Consider the following 17010-nt stretch of genomic DNA (forward strand, 5'->3'; position numbering starts at 1 on the left):
TCTTGGCGGATTTTGTTGAAAAAGTCGCCGTCGCAACTGTTCGCGACGTTTCTGTGAGCAAGGCGCGCGTCAGTTCGTCTCGGCTTAGGCAGGCATTGGGGCGGGCGACGGGACCAGCTTTGCCAGTCTTCGGAGGTTCTGGGCGGTAGCGGCGAGCAGGAACTCGTCGTGAGCGCCGTAAGGTCCTCTCAGCCGGAGCCGGTCGAGGCGCAGAATGCGCTTCAGGTGCGCGAACAGCATCTCGATCTTCTTGCGCTCACGTCGCGACGTCACATAGGCCTCGGTCCTGGCGATGCCGCGCGCCACATCTCTTGCGCTCTCGTAGACGGAACGCGGCACCTTCCGGGAAGGCATCTTCGGACAGCACCGTGGCTTGAGCTTGCAGATATCGCAGTCATACTTGCTCGCACGATAGAGAAGTGTCGCTCCGTCATTGACCAAGGTCCCGGTAGAAGCCAGCACTTTGCCTGCCGGGCAGCGATAGATGTCGGTCTCTGCATCGTAGGCGAAGTCGTCCCGCGCGAACGTCCCATCGTTACGGGCTGACTTGTCAAACACCGGAATGTGCGGCTCGATAGCGCGCTCGTCGACCAGCCAACCCAGCATCTCGGCTGATCCATAAGCGCTATCGGCAGCCAGACGCTCGGGGCGCAGTCCGAGGCGTTCTTCCGTGCGGTCGATCATCGTGCGTGCTGCGCCGACCTCGGCTTGTCGGATCGCGCGGGTCGCTTCGACGTCGACGATAATCGCAACCTTCAGATCGATTAGGTAGTTGTCGGCATAGGCGAAGAAGGCATGGCCCTTGTGAGCGCCGGTCCATTGCGCGGCCGGATCCGATCTTGAGACGAACTTCGGCACCGTCTCACTTGCTGTGCCCCAGGCCGCTTCATCAAGCGTTTCGAGATATTCCCTGACCGACCGGCGGGTTCTGGCAAGGCCCTCCCAGTCCTGCTGATCGGCGCTCGCAGCCGAGCGTTGCTTGTTGGCGTCGGCGGCGATCAGACTGGCGTCGACCGCAAAGGCGGTACCGTCGACCAATCCCTCAGACATACAGCGACGAACGACAGTCTCGAACAGCTTGCGCAGCAAGTCGCAATCGCGGAAGCGACCATGCCTGTTCTTGGAGAAAGTCGAATGATCCGGCACTTCGCCATCGAGGCCGAGCCGGCAGAACCAGCGATAAGCGAGGTTTAGGTGAACCTCTTCACACAACCGCCGCTCGGAACGAATGCCATAGCAGTAGCCGACCAGCAGCATCCGCACGAGCAGTTCAGGATCGATCGAAGGCCGGCCTGTCGAGCTGTAGAAAGGCGCCAACTCGCTCCGAATACCCGACAGATCGACGAAGCGGTCGATAGACCTCAGAAGATGAGAGGCCGGCACATGCCGCTCAAGCGAGAACTCGTAGAACAGAGCCGCCTGATCAATCTGCTGGGGACCCATCATCGATTCAGCCTCCGTCAATACCGTTAGTGAATCAGCGATCGCGTTCGGCTTCAACCAGGGTTTTTCAACACAATCGGCGCGAAGTGGCCACCGGCGTGGGGCCGGTGGCCATGGTCTAGAGCTCGATCTGTTCTGCCATGCTTAGAGCGTCGTCTACCTCGATGCCTAAATATCGAACCGTGCTCTCCAACTTCGTGTGACCGAGCAGGAGTTGAACCGCTCGTAGGTTACCGGTCTTTCGGTAGAGGTGGGCTGCCTTGGTCCGACGCATCGTGTGCGTGCCATACAATTTCGTGTCTAGGCCTATGCTTTCCACCCACCTGTGCACCAGTCGAGCATATTGGCGGGTAGATATGTGGAGACTTGCATGAAGGCGACTTGGAAAGAGAAATCGCGTGCCCTTAGCTCGGAGCATCGGCAGGCAGGCTTCAATGGAATTTCTTGATTGCTCCGTGATTTCGAATTGCACTGGTCGCCCTGTCTTCTTTTGAACGATCGTCGCTCGGTTTCGTACTTTAGCTCCCGAGAAAATGTCGTCCAGACGCAGCTTGACGAGGTCGCAAGCTCGAAGTTTGCTGTCGATCGCCAGGTTGAAGATTGCAAGATCGCGCTTCGATCCTGCGAGTTCTAGGCGAACGCGGATGGACCAGACGTGTTTTGGCTCGAGCGGCTTCTTCTGACCGACAAGCAATCCCTTGTTCCAAGATTGCTGCGTTTTAGCGGTAAGACGTGCAGACATGAGGAGGCCTCCGCCGTCCCGCCCACCGCATCGCTCACCGCGAGCAAGCCAATCTATTCTGACTTTCTGGTTTAGTCCGATCGAACAGATTTCTGGCTGGCCGCCTATGGCGCAGAGCGGACAATGGGTGGATCGCTCATTCCGATGTGAGCAATCCGTCGGCGAGAACAGAGCAGCTCTTGGCAATCTCGCTGGCGTCCGCACATTGGCATCGCCAAGTCCTTCAAAACGAATTCAGATGCTGCGATCCGGTCAGCGCCATTGGCCATCGGCGCCCTGCACATCACCCATCCAATTCACTTTCAGCCGGTCGACACAATTTCTTGGCGCAGGTGATGCATAAGGTAGCGCGGGCATATGGGAAGTCCACTTTATCAAGTTAGATTGCGAGGCACGCGGCGAGCCGGAAGACGGAGCTCATCTGAGTTTGGTGTAGAAGAGGGTATCGAGGCGGAGTTTTACGAATGGTCGGGGCGCCTCGGCGTCGCCGTGCTGAGCCGATCATCATCGGAAAAGCAATCGAACAAGGTTTCGCTTCGGCCGGGAGAGGTGCAACGACCGAGTGCAATACGATTGTGGTTTGCGGCATACAGGAAATGCCGTGATTAGATACCGATGGCATTAAATCTCCGTGGCGCCTGGAATTTAGGCTGCGCCTAGCACGATGAGGCGTGGGTCAGAACTAGGGATCGTTTAGGGCATTAAGTGGCGTAGAAAGTCGGTCCGTTTTCGGCCCAACTGACGGTAACAGTCCCCAGCCGGCTGCACGGATCGTCATCAGATTAAGATCCAGTTCGAATTTATACAGCTCCCAACCGGACCAATGCCTAGGCTCAAGCTCGGCGAGCTCAAGAGGAAAGTCGACGTCGTCGACATCCGGCATTTCATCCCGCTCTGCCATGAACAAAATGACTGACTTCGTAAGCTCGCTGCCGCACAGGTCCAATAACCGCTTGAGATTTGCCTCGTGATCGGGATGTCGCTTCGTCAAATGTTCGTGAAGCAGTCTATAAGCCAGCTGCGTACCAGCGTTTTTGCTGATCCGGTGACGCACATCCTCGGCAAATCCCAAAGGAGGCGGGGGCGGCTCCGGAATTGCGACCTTAATTTCCGGAAAGGGATCCAGATCGCCGAGCATTTTACTGATCACGGCGTCAGCATCTGGTTTTGCCACCCAATGCGACGGAAGAGCGCCGGGGACTGAGCGGCGTGCCGCCTCGAGCAGGTCGGCGGGCGTTTGAGCTAATGCTGGATCAACGTAAATTTGTGCGTTCCCGATCCGGGTGGACGCCAGCAAGAGCCCTGCCCATACCTGCCGAGGATTGGTGAGTTTGATGACAAGATTTGTATTGGACGGCGCGTCCCAGGCATCTCTGATCGAGATGGCATCTGCTGAGCGGATCGCCGGACCATTCACGAAGTGGAGCCTGGCCACTTCGCCGTGACGGACCACCTCAATCCAACCGGCAACCGCGTCGATGGCCACAACCTGCGCCAACTGGTGGGCATCCATCGAGCTGGGAAGCCCCCTTCGTCCTAGGGTTACGATCCATGCGCCAATCGAAAGCGTTATCTCGCCGTGCGGTCCCGCAAGAGTCTGTCGTTCTTCATTAGCTCCCGCAAGCCGCCGGGCAGTCTTGATCGTGTTGTTGACGTCTTCCACCGCCGCAGGATTGTCGAGAACCATGATCTGTAGCGCGTCGCCGATGCGAACGTCCGGGCGCGTGCTGAAATTGATGACACCCAGGTTGACCATCGCTTCAACGCCCCGACGCAGCAGCCCCGATCGAAGCAGGCGTTCGATGGTCGGCATCCGGCCTTCGTCTTGATCGACGGAGAAGTCGGACTGGGGCCGGTCGGCAACATGAGCGGCAAGACCCCGGCATACGATACCTGTCTGACGGCCTTGGTCGTGCCCGAGCAGCAGAGCGGATCCACTTTCGTTCGCTGAAATAGTCAGTCGTGCCAAGCGCCGATCATCGACCAGCTCGGCGCGTGGAACCATGATGAGACGCCCGCGCTCTATGTAAACGCCCCTCTTACGTCCTCTTACACGCTGGTCGGGCGTGCCCATCACCATGTCGAGCGTGCCCAACACCGGGTGATAATCCGCCAGGGCCTGAGCGGCTCTTTCGCAGTGGGACAGTGCGCTTCCGAGGATCAACGGAGGTTTGCCCTGTTTGTGCGTTCCGTAAAGTTCGGAAAGCCGTTCCGCGACGGCATCATGATCAGCCCTGGTCACAGCGGCTATTTTGTCGCCGGCCCGATCGATGAGCTTGGCGGTTCGGTCCATAAGGCGTGCGATACGACGGGTCGTTACGTAACGTTGCTTCGTCGGTTCGGCCGTATCGGTCAGCGAGGTGACGTTTTCATCCACCAGAATACGATCCACCTGGGCGCGCCTGTCATCCTCATTGTCGATGAATCGAGCACAGAGCCGATGCAACTCGGCGACGCGGAGCGCTGAGCGGCCTTTTAGCAGGCCTTCGATCAGATGCGTCGGGCTTCCCTTGATCATGTTAAGATTGGCGAGACGCCTTTGCTGACGCTGAATGTTGATCCACTGCGTGGAGATACCGTCTGGAATTTTTGCGCGAACATGTCGCTCCGGCGCTGGCGCCGGTGGATCGACAACGAGATCCATGCCGCGTTCGGTGAAGAACGTTTGTTGGATTTCCCAGCTGAGATCCGGCCAGCCGGTTCCCTCCGCTACGCGGATTTCGTCACCGTATGATCCAAAACGGGCGAAGAGATTCTGAATCTTCAGGCCGAACGAACCGTCGGGATTCATTGGTCGAAGGCCGATGTCCGCATGTGCGTGACGATTGATCGAGGCGTTGTGGATCGCGAGGTGGATCGGAATTGGATGCGATCCGCACGGATAGCGTACGATCCTCCGTGCAATGATCAGCGCTTCGTTTAGCGAAACTTCGAACTCGGGAGGGAGCGCCACAATCACCGCCATTACGACTTGCGGCTTACGGATCCGCGCGGACAGCGGCGTGCGGATCTTTCGAAGTTCAACCGCATCCAGTGCATGGGCAAGAACCGCGGGTTCCAGAAAATATTGGGGCACATTCGGCGGCAGAAGAACCTCGACGTGAGCGAGGTCGTCGCGCAGATGGGAATAGTCGAACAGTGGAACTTCAGCCCGAGGATCTGCCATGACGGCGCGTCCGACATAGGCAAAATCCCATGTCGCACTCGAATATTTGGCCAGTTTGATTGGTCGCGCCAGTACGAATGGGATTGCCAACAACGGGCCCTTTCCACATTTAATATATTGAGCGTCGCAGAGAGATTTGAAAGCCGCAAGCCGCGGGTTTTTCGAAGTTGGCGTTTTCTCACATCCATGATGTTCTGCGGTCGTGAAACAGAGGACGATCGCATGCAACGACAGACAACGCTTGTTCGTGAAATTGAGTCGCTCCAAGCCAAAATCGCAGTGCGTCGCCAGGATCGCGCGCGCATCGACGACGAGATCTCGGATCTCGTGGCAGCCAATAAAGCGAAAATTATGATGCTTGTGGCAACCACTTTCGAACGGTTGGATCTTAGCAACGTCCCGGTAAGTACGCTGTTGTTGTCTCTCTCGAAAGTCACCGCGGACACTGTCCATCAGCCCACAAGCCTGGCCGCTGCTGGTAACATCCCGGCCTTCGTGCGGTTCGGACGGAACGCGTCGCCCTCGAACCGCGAGCTGCTCGTGGCTGCTGGCCTGCACTGGAATGGACGGGAGGGCGGGTGGGTCGGTCAAGTCACGGAGGCGCAGATTGCTGATCTACGCCGCACGTTCGGCGGGCGTCTGGAGAAGCCGGAGGCTATCCGTGCGGAGATGACCCGGGCAGGCCCCTTGGATACACTCAGGAGCCGCTGTCCTCCGACGTGGAGACCGTCGTGACGTCGCCCGAGGGCGGCCAGTGGCCCGCCTCGACGGCGTTTTCGAAAGATCTCAATGCATCGGGCAAGCTGCCGCCGCCGGCCGGCTTCCCGCTTCGGCGCCTGCCCGTGACCTGAGCGGCATAGTGGCGCGGAGGTCGACTGTCCCAAGCCGGTGTACGTCGTGCCATCGTTGAGCGCCTGCGCATGTTCTACCGCTCTTGCAGCATGACGCACTAAGGTGCTACACGAGGCGAGTGTTGCTCCGGATTCTTGAGTGATTTCAGTGGCGTACAGATGGCGCCGATCAGGCTGCGTACCCTCCCGCCCCAGCCAATAATAACAAGGGCTTAGCAATCGACGAGCACGCATCTTGCTAAGCAAGTCGACCCCAAGTCGACGCCGGCTCACGCTTCGGGTGCCTCATCGGTAATGACCGTCCTCAATTTCGCGAGCGAAGTGCTCCAGGTCCGGTGCTTCCTGCATTTCCTTCGCCTGTCTCAACCGATCGATAATCTGATCGTCTGTCATTTTCCGATAGCCCTCGATTCTTAACAATGCTCGATCGAGCTGAACTGCTTTCAACCGACTCCGCCTTGCAGGCTGCTCCGCCAGAAGAAGCAGAGGCTGCATAGTTAAGCGAGCAAGCTGAAATACCGGCGATTTCGTAGGTGCGCCCTGTTTTGTTTTACTGTCGTTAGACGGGATCGTAGACGGGACTCCACGAGGAAGAGCTTCGAAAACAAACCAAAAATAAAGTACGAGAAAAAGATCAACGGGCTTGCGTTTGTTAACGCTGAGGCCTTTTTTGCAAAGCGCTATCAACGGGTCTAGCTCGCTCTCGAATGACCCTCGTTGCGCCAGCGCAAGTTCAGGCTTGATCGATGCAGCCATTGGCGGTCTAGGTTCTGGAACCGAGGATATCCTGATGGCCAAAATCGACAGTTCGCTGGTAGCCGACCTGCCTCTGTTCGCAGGCCTGTCAACTGCCGACCTCGACGCGATCCTGAGCGAGGCCCGTTCTGTGCGGATCGCAAAGAACACAGCGGTGTTCGAGCATGGCGACGAAGCGCACTCTTTCTTCGTGCTGCTGCACGGACACGTCCGCGCCAGCAAGACTACACCGGCGGGTGAACAGATCGTGGTGCGCTATGTCGCGACGGGAGAAACTTTCGGGGTTGCCAAGGCCATCGGCCTGCAACGGTATCCCGCGACGGCGATCGCAGTCGTCGACAGCGTAGTGCTCGCCTGGTCGTCAGAAATCTGGCCACGGCTGGTCGAGCAGTTCCCGGCGCTCGCCGCCAATACCTTGCAGACCGTCGGCGCGCGTCTCCAGGAGACCCATACTCGCGTCGTCGAGATGTCGACCGAACAAGTTGAGAAGCGCATCGCGCACGCGCTGTTGCGGCTAGTCAATCAATCCGGACGCAAGGTCGACCACGGCGTTGAAATCGACTTCCCGATCAGCCGACAGGATATCGCGCAGATGACCGGGACCACCCTTCACACGGTAAGCCGCACCCTGAGTGCTTGGGAAAGCAAGGGCCTAGTGGAGAGCAGCCGCCAGAAGATCGTCGTCCGCGAACCGCACAAGCTATTCATGTTGGCAGAGGAAAAGCCGGACGAAGCACCCTCGTTCAAGCGGTGATGGTTTCCCTCGCAGCGCGCAACGCGGTCAGGAACGCGTCGCGATCGACGCCATGCTCCATGCATGCGTCGTCCACCGAATGAAACGCGGAAATAGGACAACCGATGCATTCCATCCTGAAATCCAGGAACACACGGATAGTCTCAGGTCTGGCCCTCATCATCTCGCCGACGATAGTGCCAAAGCCAATGGGCATTCGTGCCTCCGTTCCGGATGCATCCATGCGCCTCGAGGCGGCGGCGCTCTTTGTTCGGGAGCAAGCAGTTCGACGATAAGCCGGCGTCTTCGCAGTTTGCTCTGCGGTAGGAGCGCGTGACTGATTCGCGCTGGATGCTCGACGATCGACAAGCAGATGCGATACCGGTGTACCGCCTTATTCGGCTAAGGTCGCAGCGATTGTTCGCAAATCGGCGAGCCTGGTGATCGCCCGAGCAGCGAGCTTCTGTGTGAGCTCAAGCTGGTCTTGGTCGCCGGCATGATCGGCCTCGTCGAGATAGATCGACGACAGCTGTTCCGCACGGCGAATAGCACGACGCCTCGCTTCAATCGTGCCTGAGGCCTGGACGTTGCTGGGCATGGGCGCGTCAACGTCATTTCCTGTCGCGGCAAGCAGATGGCGGCGAACGACCAGCGGAAGGGCTCGTGCCCATTCGATAATGTCTTTCTGAAGCAGACTTTCGAGCAGCGCTGCCAGCGGGATGTCGCTGCTGCCGTCCGGCGATTGCTCTCCGTGAACATGACGTTCGCTGCGCCAGGCGAGACGGCGCTCGCGACGCAGTTCGTTGGCATCATGTAGCGCCTCGCGCGCCATATCCTCGCCGGCGGCGCGCACAGCGCTGTTTTCGGCGAGTGCCGCGACATAGGTCCAGAACACGAAGCCGCGCTCGCGATGGCGAACGGCAAGCGCCCATACCAGGTAGGGAGTCGTGAGAGATGAGCTTGCGAGTTCAAGCAATTCTTCGGCGGGAACAAGATCGGTCGGCGCCCAGTTCAGTTGCGTTAAGTCCGGTAGCTTGCTTAACTCGGCGACGCAGGTTAGGCTGACGGCCTGCGCGCGTTGGAGCGCGTTGTGTTGAATCTTTTCGAATACAGATCGGACGGGTCCGAAAGACTCCTCGCAATCAGTTTCGGAATATCTTCCATATCGGCGCGCTGCCGTTTCCGCTTGATCAAATGCAATTGCATAGAGTTCCGCCGTCGTCTCGACCGGGGCGCGCGGTTCGTTAGTCAACAGCAATTCCGTGCGCATCGTTGATACCCCTGGCTACAAGTTGGCGATCGAACAGTAAGTTTGTTCTAGCGCAAAGTGGCTCCGATTTCGATCAGTATAAGATCGACTTAGACGCATATATCGCGATCCAGAACAACGGCGTTCTGCTGACAATTGGAAGCGGAACCGTTGCGACAATTTTTCATCATTCCTGCACTATTGGGATTCGTTCTGGCTATTTTGGCCGGAGCGTTTTCGGCTGAGGCGTATGCCGCGGGTCGCTTGAGTGATTTCGTGGGCAAGGCCGTGCCCAGTGAGCTCGTTCCCGGTGCCAATCGTGTCGGGTCGCTGCAGGGCGATCAGGCGATCATGCCGGCCTATAAGGATGAGCAACTCCTCGGCTTCGTCTATCTGAATTCCGATTTCGCGAACGCCACCGGCTATTCAGGCAAGCCGATCCAGTTATTGGTCGGCATCGACCCCAAGGGCGTCATCACCGGCCTCAAGCTGGTCGATCACAAAGAGCCCATCGTTCTCCTGGGAATTCCCGAGAAACGGATCATGGAGGCCGTCAACAAGTTGATCGGCGCCGATATCGCCGGCGTGGTGCGCGGCGCAGCGCCGGCACCGCAGGTCGATATCGTCAGCGGCGCGACAGTCACCGTGCTGGTGATGGGCGACAGCATCGTTCGCTCGGCTACCAAACTGATCAAGAGCGGGCGGCTTGGCACGCCTGGCGGCGCGCCAGTCGCGGCTGCACCGCAGGCGGTGAAATCGATCGACGCGGCAAAGGGCGATATTCGGGACTGGGAGAGTCTGCTCGGCGACGGCTCTATCCGCCACCTGGTCATGTCGGTTGCCGATGTCAACGCCGCGTTTGAGAAGGCGGGCAATGCCGCCGCGGCAGCGCGACCAGAGGAGGGCGACCCCGCCGACGTCTTCGTCGATCTCTATGTCGCTGATGTTGCCGTTCCGACGATCGGCCGGAGCCTGCTGGGCAACGACGGCTTCGCCCGCCTGTCCGGACGGTTGAAGCCGGGCCAGCAAGCCTTGGTCGTGGCAGGTCAGGGGCGATACTCCTTCAAGGGTGCCGCCTATGTGCGCGGCGGCATCTTCGACCGCATCGAACTGATCCAGGACACCAACAGCATCCGGTTTCGCGACCGTGACCACACGCGGCTGGGAAGTCTGGAAGCCGACGGGGCTCCTGCGTTCCCCGAGATTGGCCTGTTCGTGGTGCCGTCTGAGTTCACGCTCGACCCGACAGAGCCATGGGCTCTTCAATTGCTGGTCCAGCGCGTCATCAGCACCCGGGAGAAGGCTTGGCTGACCTTCGATCTCGGCTACGCGCTTCCCGACATCTATCTGAAGCGGGAACCGGTGGCGCCGTTCGCCCCGCCTGCGCCATCTGCGAGTTCGGCTCCGCCGTCTGTCGCAGCGGCAGGCGCTGCGCGCGCGCCTGCTACGGCCGAGGACGAGCCGCTTTGGATGAAAATCTGGCGCGGCAACACGGTCAAGATCGCAACGACGATCTTCGCGCTCGGTGCGTTGACGGTGATCTTTTTCTTCCAGAATGCGCTGGTCGCGCGGCCCCGACTGTTTGTGTGGGTGCGCCGAAGCTATCTCGTCTTCATCCTGGTCTGGATGGGCTGGTACGCTAATGCCCAGCTCTCGGTCGTCAATGTCCTGACCTTCGCCAATTCGCTGCTAACCGGCTTCAGTTGGGAGTATTTCCTGTCGGCGCCGCTGATTTTCCTGCTGTGGGGAGCGATCGCAGCAGGACTGCTATTCTGGGGCAGGGGCCCCTTCTGCGGCTGGCTGTGCCCGTTCGGGGCATTGCAGGAACTGCTCAACGTCTTCGCCCAGGCGATCAAGATTCCGCAATACCGCGTGCCATGGGGCCTGCACGAGCGGTTATGGCCGATCAAGTATATCATCTTCCTCGGCCTGTTCGGCATGTCGCTATACTCGACTGGCTTTGCCGAACAGCTTGCAGAGGTGGAGCCGTTCAAGACGGCCATCGTGCTGAAATTCGCGCGCGAATGGCCCTACGTCATTTATGCCCTGACGTTGCTGTCGGCCGGGCTGTTCGTCGAGCGCTTTTTCTGCCGCTATATGTGCCCGCTCGGCGCCGCGCTCGCCATTCCCGGCCGTATCCGGATGTTCGAATGGCTGCGCCGCTATCCGGAATGCGGTACGCCCTGCCAGCGCTGCGCCAAGGAGTGCCCGGTGCAGGCGATCCATCCCGAGGGGCACATCAACGTCAATGAGTGCATCTACTGCATGCATTGCCAGGAATTGTATTTCGACGATCACCGCTGCCCGCACGTGATCCAGGTGCGGCTGAAGCGCGAGAAGCGCGAAGCCCTGTCGTCGCCGTCGATGCGATCCGGCAAGGGGCCTGCCACCGTCATCACCGCCGGAGGACGCCCAATCGGATCGTCTACCGCCACTGCCGCACCATCAGCAACCGAAAGCCCAGGAGGCTTATTATGAGCGAAAACAGCAACAACAACGGGAGCGGCGTCAGCCGCCGAACCCTGCTCGGAACAGCGGCTGTCGCCGCGGGCGTCGGCCTGGTGAGCGGCGTTGGGCTGTCGGCCACGACGGCCGATGCGCAGACCAAGGCCGGCGCACCGAAGTCGACCGCTGCGCGTCCCGCCGTGCACAAGGCGGAAGTGCTTCCAGGCGAACTCGACGAATACTACACATTTTTCTCGAGCGGCCAGTCCGGAGAGATGCGTATCGTTGGCTTGCCGTCGATGCGCGAATTGATGCGCGTGCCGGTGTTCAACCGCTGCAGCGCCACCGGCTGGGGCCAGACCAATGAGAGCCTGAAGGTCCTCACCGAAGGCCTGCTGCCGGAGACCCGCGAATTCCTGAAGACCCGCGGCGGCACCTACATGAACGGCGACCTGCATCATCCGCATCTGTCCTTCACCGACGGTACCTATGACGGCCGTTACGTGTTCATGAACGACAAGGCCAACACCCGCGTCGCGCGCGTGCGGCTCGACGTCATGAAGTGCGACAAGATCATCGAACTGCCAAACCAGCACACCGTGCACGGCCTGCGCGTGCAGAAATTTCCGCGCACCGGCTACGTCTTTGCCAATGGCGAGGACGGCGTGCCGTTGCCCAACGACGGCAAGATTCTCGACGACAAGAAACAGTATCGAGCGATTTTCAGCGCGATCGACGGCGACACCATGAAGGTCGCCTGGCAGGTGATGGTCGACGGAAATCTTGACAACGTCGATGCCGATTACCAGGGCAAATATGCCTTCGCGACCTGCTACAATTCGGAAGAGGGCGTCACCCTTGCCGAGATGACCGCCAACGAGCAGGACTGGGTGGTCATTTTCAATATCAAGCGCATTGAGGAGGCCGTCAAGAACGGTGACTTCAAGGAGATGAAGGGCGTGCCGGTCATCGACGGCCGCAAGGGCTCGAAGTACACGCGCTATGTTCCAGTTTCCAACAGCCCGCACGGCATGAACACCGCGCCCGACGGCATCCATATCGTCGCTGCCGGCAAGTTGTCGCCGACGGTGACGGTGATGGACGTGCGCAAGTTCGACGATCTGTTTGACGACAAGATCAAGCCGCGCGACGTCGTGGTCGCCGAACCCGAACTCGGTCTCGGTCCGTTGCACACCGCCTATGATGGCAAGGGCAATGCCTACACGACGCTGTTCCTCGACAGCCAGATCGTGAAGTGGAACATCGATCTCGCCAGGCGGGCCTTCAAGGGCGAGAAGGTCGATCCGATACTGCAGAAGCTCGATGTCCACTATCAGCCCGGCCACAACCACACCTCGATGGGCCAGACCAAGGAGGCCGACGGCAAATGGCTGATCTCGCTGAACAAGTTCTCCAAGGATCGGTTCCTCAATGTCGGCCCGCTGAAGCCCGAGAATGACCAGCTGATCGACATCTCCGGCGACAAGATGGTGCTGATCCACGACGGCCCGAGCTTCGCCGAACCGCATGATGCCACCATCGTCCATCGCTCCAAGATCAATCCGGTGTCGATCTGGGACCGCGCCGACCCGATGTTTGCCGATGCGGTCAAGCAGGCCAAGGCAGACGGCATCAAGCTCGAGGATGACTCCAAGGTCATTCGCGACGGCAACAAGGTGCGCGTCTACATGACGTCTACCGCACCTGCGTTCGGTCTTGAGCAGTTCCAGGTCAAGCAGGGCGACCAGGTCACCGTCTACGTCACCAACATCGATTCGGTGGAAGATCTGACCCACGGATTCTCCATCGTGAACTACGGTATCAACATGGAAGTCGCTCCCATGGCCACGGCGTCGGTAACGTTCTCGGCGGATCGTGCCGGCGTCTACTGGTACTATTGTTCGTGGTTCTGCCATGCCATGCACATGGAGATGAAAGGCCGCATGTTCGTCGAGCCGAAGACGGTCTGAGGCAGGAACGACACGTGAACCTCCTCCTGCGCCTTGTTCCGGCGGCGATCCTCGCCGCCGGAGTGTCGATCTCCGCCAGCGCGGAGACGCTGAAAGCTGTTCCGGACCAGCCGCTTCAGGCCGTGCTGGACGGGGCGCAGGACGGCGACGTCGTCGAACTCGGCGTCGGGGAATACAAGAGCGCCATCCGGATCGAACGCCGGCTGGTACTGGCGGGACGGCCCGGGGTCGTGCTCACCGGCACGGGGTCCGGCAACGTCATCACCGTGACCGCACCGGACGTCACCATCCGTGGTGTCACCATCAGGGGATCGGGCCGCAACCTTCAAACCATGGATTCCGGCGTGTTCCTCGAAAAGACCGCGGAGCGGGCGCTGGTCGAGGACAACCGGCTGGAAGGCAACCTGTTCGGCATTTATGTACATGGCGCCAAGGGCTCGCGCGTCTTGCGTAACACCATCGAAGGCCTGCGTGACGGTCGCGTCAGCGAAGCCGGAAACGGCGTCTCGCTGTGGAACGCACCCGATGTCACCATCGGCGAAAACACCTTCCGCTACGGACGCGACGGCATCTTCACGATTTCGAGCCGCAAGGACCGTTTCATCAATAACCGCTTCGAGCATGTGCGGTTTGCTGTGCATTACATGTACACCAGCGACAGCGAAGTCAGCGGCAACGTCTCGATCGGCAATCACGTCGGCTACGCCATCATGTTCTCCAACCGGCTGGTGATCCGCGACAACGTCTCCGATCGCGACCGCGACCATGGCATGCTGTTGAACAGCGCCAACTATGCGGATATCGACGGCAACCGGGTGACAGGGGGACGGATCGACAACATCGAGGCCACGCGCGACGACAGCGCGGACGCCGAGCCCGGCATGCCGTCTGTTGAAAAATCGCGGGAAGGTCAGCGCAACGGGCCGGAGAAATGCGTCTTCATCTACAACGCCAACAAGAACAGGTTTCGCAACAACTGGTTTGAGCGCTGCGAGATCGGCGTGCATTTCACGGCCGGCTCGGAAGGCAACGAAATTACCGGCAATGCCTTCATCGGCAACCGCAATCAGGTGAAGTATGTCGGCACCCGCGACCTCGACTGGTCGAAGGGCGGCCGCGGCAACTACTGGAGCGACAATCCGGCGTTCGACCTCAATGGCGACGGTATCGCCGACACCGCCTATCGACCTAACGATGTGGTCGACCGCGTATTGTGGACGGCACCACAGGCAAAGGTGCTGATCAACAGTCCCGCCGTACAGGTGCTGCGCTGGGCGCAGGCGCAGTTCCCGGCGCTGTATCCCGGCGGCGTCATCGATAGCCGTCCGCTGATTGCTCCGCCACCGAAGCCGATTTCCAGCCGGAGTCTGAAATGAACTCGACCGTCTCCGTCAGCGGCGTGACGAAAAGCTATGGTGCGGTGAAAGCCCTGCGCGACGTGTCGTTCACGCTCAGCCCCGGGCGGCTGTGCGCACTGGTCGGCCATAATGGCGCCGGCAAGACGACGCTGATCAAGCTGCTGCTCGGCCTGATCCATCCCGATCACGGCGAGATCCGCGTGCTCGGACAGGACCCGGCAGCGGGAGAATTCTCCGCACGCCGGCAGCTAGGTTATCTGCCAGAGAATGTCGCGTTCAACGCGGCGCTGACCGGCCGTGAGACGCTGGCGTTCTATGCGCGGCTTAAGCGGATCGAACCGGCGTCTGGGTGGCCACTGCTCGAGCGGGTGGGTCTCGGCCACGCGGCCGACCGCCGGGTCGGTACCTATTCCAAGGGCATGCGGCAGCGACTTGGCCTGGCGCAGGCACTGCTCGGCCGGCCGCGCGTGCTGTTGTTGGACGAGCCTACTACCGGACTCGATCCGGCGCTGCGGCTGACGTTTTATGAGATCCTGCAAGAGCTGCGCGATGACGGCGCCATGGTGCTGATCTCGTCGCATGCGCTCAACGAGCTGGAAGACCGCGCCGAACATGTCCTGATCATGAACCGCGGCGTCCTGGTGGCGCAGGGCACGCTGGCCGAACTGCGCTCGATCTCGCAATTGCCGATCCGCCTGACGCTCGATTTTCAGGCTGATGCTGACGGTACGCGGCCGTCGTGGATCCCTAACGACTCCGTGGCCGTCGAGCGGGGCTGCGTGCTGCTGGCCCGCGACGAGGCACAAAAGATGGCGCTGCTGCGGGCCGCCTCGGGCGACCAGAGGGTCACTAACATCGATATCGCTTCGCCGACGCTCGACGATCTCTATGCGCACTTCCTCCGGTCGCAGGAGAACGCCGCGTGAGAACGATCCTCATCGTCGCCCGTAAGGAAATCCAGGAGGGCCTGCGCAACCGCTGGGTCCTCGCGACCACCTTGCTGCTCGGCGCGCTGTCGCTGTCGCTGACCTTCCTCGGCAGCGCACCGACCGGCAATGTCGGCGCCGGCCGCCTCGACGTAGTCGTCGTCAGCCTCTCCAGCCTCACCATTTTCCTGCTGCCACTGATCGCGCTGCTGATCTCGCACGACGCGGTGGTCGGCGAAATGGAGCGCGGCACCATGATCCTGCTGCTCAGTTATCCAGTCGGCCGCTACCAGGTCATTCTCGGAAAGTTCTGCGGTCATGTGCTGATCCTCACTTTCGCAACCGTCATCGGCTACGGCGCGGCCGCAGTGGCGCTCGCAATTACCGGCGCGTCGGTGCTGGCGGCGAGCTGGTACGCCTTTGCCGCGATGCTGGGGACCTCGGTCATGCTCGGCGCCGTGTTCGTGGCGATCGGCTATCTGATCAGCAGCATGGCGCGCGACCGTGGCACCGCGGCCGGTCTGTCGGTCGGCGTCTGGTTATTGATGGTGCTGGTGTTCGACATGGCGCTGCTCGGGATCCTCGTCGTCGACCAGGGGCGGATCGTCTCGGCGCAGGTGCTGGAGTGGCTGCTGTTCCTCAATCCCACCGATCTCTATCGCCTGAGCAACCTTACAGGCTTCAACGTCAGTCAGTTCTCCGGCATGGCCGGGCTGGCCGGCACGGCAACGACGGGACTGGGTGCGCTCCTGGCGGGCTTGACGTTGTGGATCGTGGCACCGCTTGGACTGGCCACGCTGTTCTTTGCACGGAGGGAATTATGATCTCGCGGATCGTGTGCGCCTTCATTGCAGCCGTGGTGCTGGCTGGGTGCAATCAGGACGCCGGCACAACCGTGCCGCCGCCAGTGGCGTTGAACAGTGACGCGATGGGCGTGTTCTGCGGCATGAACCTGCTGGAACATCCCGGCCCTAAGGGGCAGATCATCACCGGCAGTCGGATCGATCCGTTCTGGTTCACCTCGGTGCGGGATACCGTGGCCTTCACCCTGATGCCGGACCAGCCGCGCGACATCCGTGCGATCTACGTCTCGGATATGGCGAAAGCGCCGAACTGGGAAGATCCCGGCGCCACCAACTGGATCGATGCGCGCAAGGCCTTCTACGTGATCGAGAGTCGCCGGCAGGGCGGCATGGGCGCGGCGGAAGCTATCCCGTTCGGCAATCGCGCCGCCGCCGATGGCTTCGTCGCCACGAATGGCGGGCGCGTCGTGACGTTTGCGGAGATTCCGCCGACCTATGTGCTGGGCAGTGACAACGTGGGCGACCAAAGCGAGCGCGATCATTCCGACACGAAGACAAATTGAGGAGC

Annotated in this window: 13 protein-coding genes; 7 read left to right on the forward strand and 6 right to left on the reverse strand. The window is 60.3% G+C overall.

Annotated elements, in window-relative coordinates; all coding sequences use genetic code 11:
- Window positions 1-84: 84 nt before the first annotated feature.
- The 4 genes from FNL56_RS08210 to FNL56_RS08225 form a co-directional block, all read right to left on the reverse strand.
- Entirely contained in the window at window positions 85-1446 is a 1362-nt protein-coding gene (locus FNL56_RS08210; RefSeq protein WP_143579312.1) for an IS1182 family transposase, read from the reverse strand.
- Between the two features lie 115 nt (window positions 1447-1561).
- Complete coding sequence (locus FNL56_RS08215; protein ID WP_143572343.1) at window positions 1562-2185, reverse strand: tyrosine-type recombinase/integrase; 624 nt, start codon at window positions 2183-2185, stop codon at window positions 1562-1564.
- A 682-nt stretch (window positions 2186-2867) separates the two neighbouring features.
- A complete protein-coding gene (locus FNL56_RS08220) occupies window positions 2868-5804 on the reverse strand; it encodes a MobA/MobL family protein (RefSeq protein WP_143577687.1) in 2937 nt (978 codons plus the stop codon).
- 683 nt (window positions 5805-6487) lie between these two features.
- On the reverse strand, window positions 6488-6958 hold the full coding sequence (locus FNL56_RS08225; protein WP_143581923.1) for a hypothetical protein: 471 nt from the start codon (window positions 6956-6958) through the stop codon (window positions 6488-6490).
- A 34-nt stretch (window positions 6959-6992) separates the two neighbouring features.
- Here FNL56_RS08225 and FNL56_RS08230 point away from each other — a divergent pair, with 34 nt between their 5' ends.
- Entirely contained in the window at window positions 6993-7712 is a 720-nt protein-coding gene (locus tag FNL56_RS08230) for a Crp/Fnr family transcriptional regulator (protein WP_143577688.1), read from the forward strand.
- On the opposite strand, the gene FNL56_RS08235 is transcribed toward FNL56_RS08230, so the two are convergent.
- A complete protein-coding gene (locus tag FNL56_RS08235; protein WP_143581924.1) occupies window positions 7702-7908 on the reverse strand; it encodes a DUF1858 domain-containing protein in 207 nt (68 codons plus the stop codon). The genes FNL56_RS08230 and FNL56_RS08235 overlap by 11 nt on opposite strands.
- Before the next feature lie 177 nt (window positions 7909-8085).
- On the reverse strand, window positions 8086-8961 hold the full coding sequence (locus tag FNL56_RS08240) for a hypothetical protein (protein WP_143572348.1): 876 nt from the start codon (window positions 8959-8961) through the stop codon (window positions 8086-8088).
- A 135-nt stretch (window positions 8962-9096) separates the two neighbouring features.
- Here FNL56_RS08240 and FNL56_RS08245 point away from each other — a divergent pair, with 135 nt between their 5' ends.
- From FNL56_RS08245 to FNL56_RS08270, 6 genes are read left to right on the forward strand one after another with little or no spacing between them, the layout of a single operon-like run.
- A complete protein-coding gene (locus FNL56_RS08245) occupies window positions 9097-11418 on the forward strand; it encodes a 4Fe-4S binding protein (RefSeq protein ID WP_441351274.1) in 2322 nt (773 codons plus the stop codon).
- The gene (gene nosZ, locus FNL56_RS08250; RefSeq protein WP_143572350.1) at window positions 11415-13355 is read left to right on the forward strand and encodes a TAT-dependent nitrous-oxide reductase; all 1941 of its coding nucleotides are present in this window, start codon (window positions 11415-11417) and stop codon (window positions 13353-13355) included. Before FNL56_RS08245 ends, nosZ begins: the two co-directional genes overlap by 4 nt.
- Window positions 13356-13369: 14 nt before the next feature.
- Window positions 13370-14731: a nitrous oxide reductase family maturation protein NosD gene (locus FNL56_RS08255; RefSeq protein WP_143577689.1), complete on the forward strand. Its 1362-nt coding sequence runs from the start codon at window positions 13370-13372 to the stop codon at window positions 14729-14731.
- Entirely contained in the window at window positions 14728-15639 is a 912-nt protein-coding gene (locus FNL56_RS08260; RefSeq protein ID WP_143572352.1) for an ABC transporter ATP-binding protein, read from the forward strand. Before FNL56_RS08255 ends, FNL56_RS08260 begins: the two co-directional genes overlap by 4 nt.
- Window positions 15636-16463, forward strand: a complete 828-nt coding sequence (locus FNL56_RS08265; RefSeq protein WP_143572353.1) for an ABC transporter permease subunit — start codon at window positions 15636-15638, stop codon at window positions 16461-16463. The genes FNL56_RS08260 and FNL56_RS08265 overlap by 4 nt, the downstream gene beginning before the upstream one ends.
- The gene (locus FNL56_RS08270) at window positions 16460-17005 is read left to right on the forward strand and encodes a nitrous oxide reductase accessory protein NosL (RefSeq protein WP_143572354.1); all 546 of its coding nucleotides are present in this window, start codon (window positions 16460-16462) and stop codon (window positions 17003-17005) included. Before FNL56_RS08265 ends, FNL56_RS08270 begins: the two co-directional genes overlap by 4 nt.
- Window positions 17006-17010 lie beyond the last annotated feature (5 nt).

Source organism: Tardiphaga sp. vice304, from assembly GCF_007018905.1.
GTDB lineage: Bacteria > Pseudomonadota > Alphaproteobacteria > Rhizobiales > Xanthobacteraceae > Tardiphaga.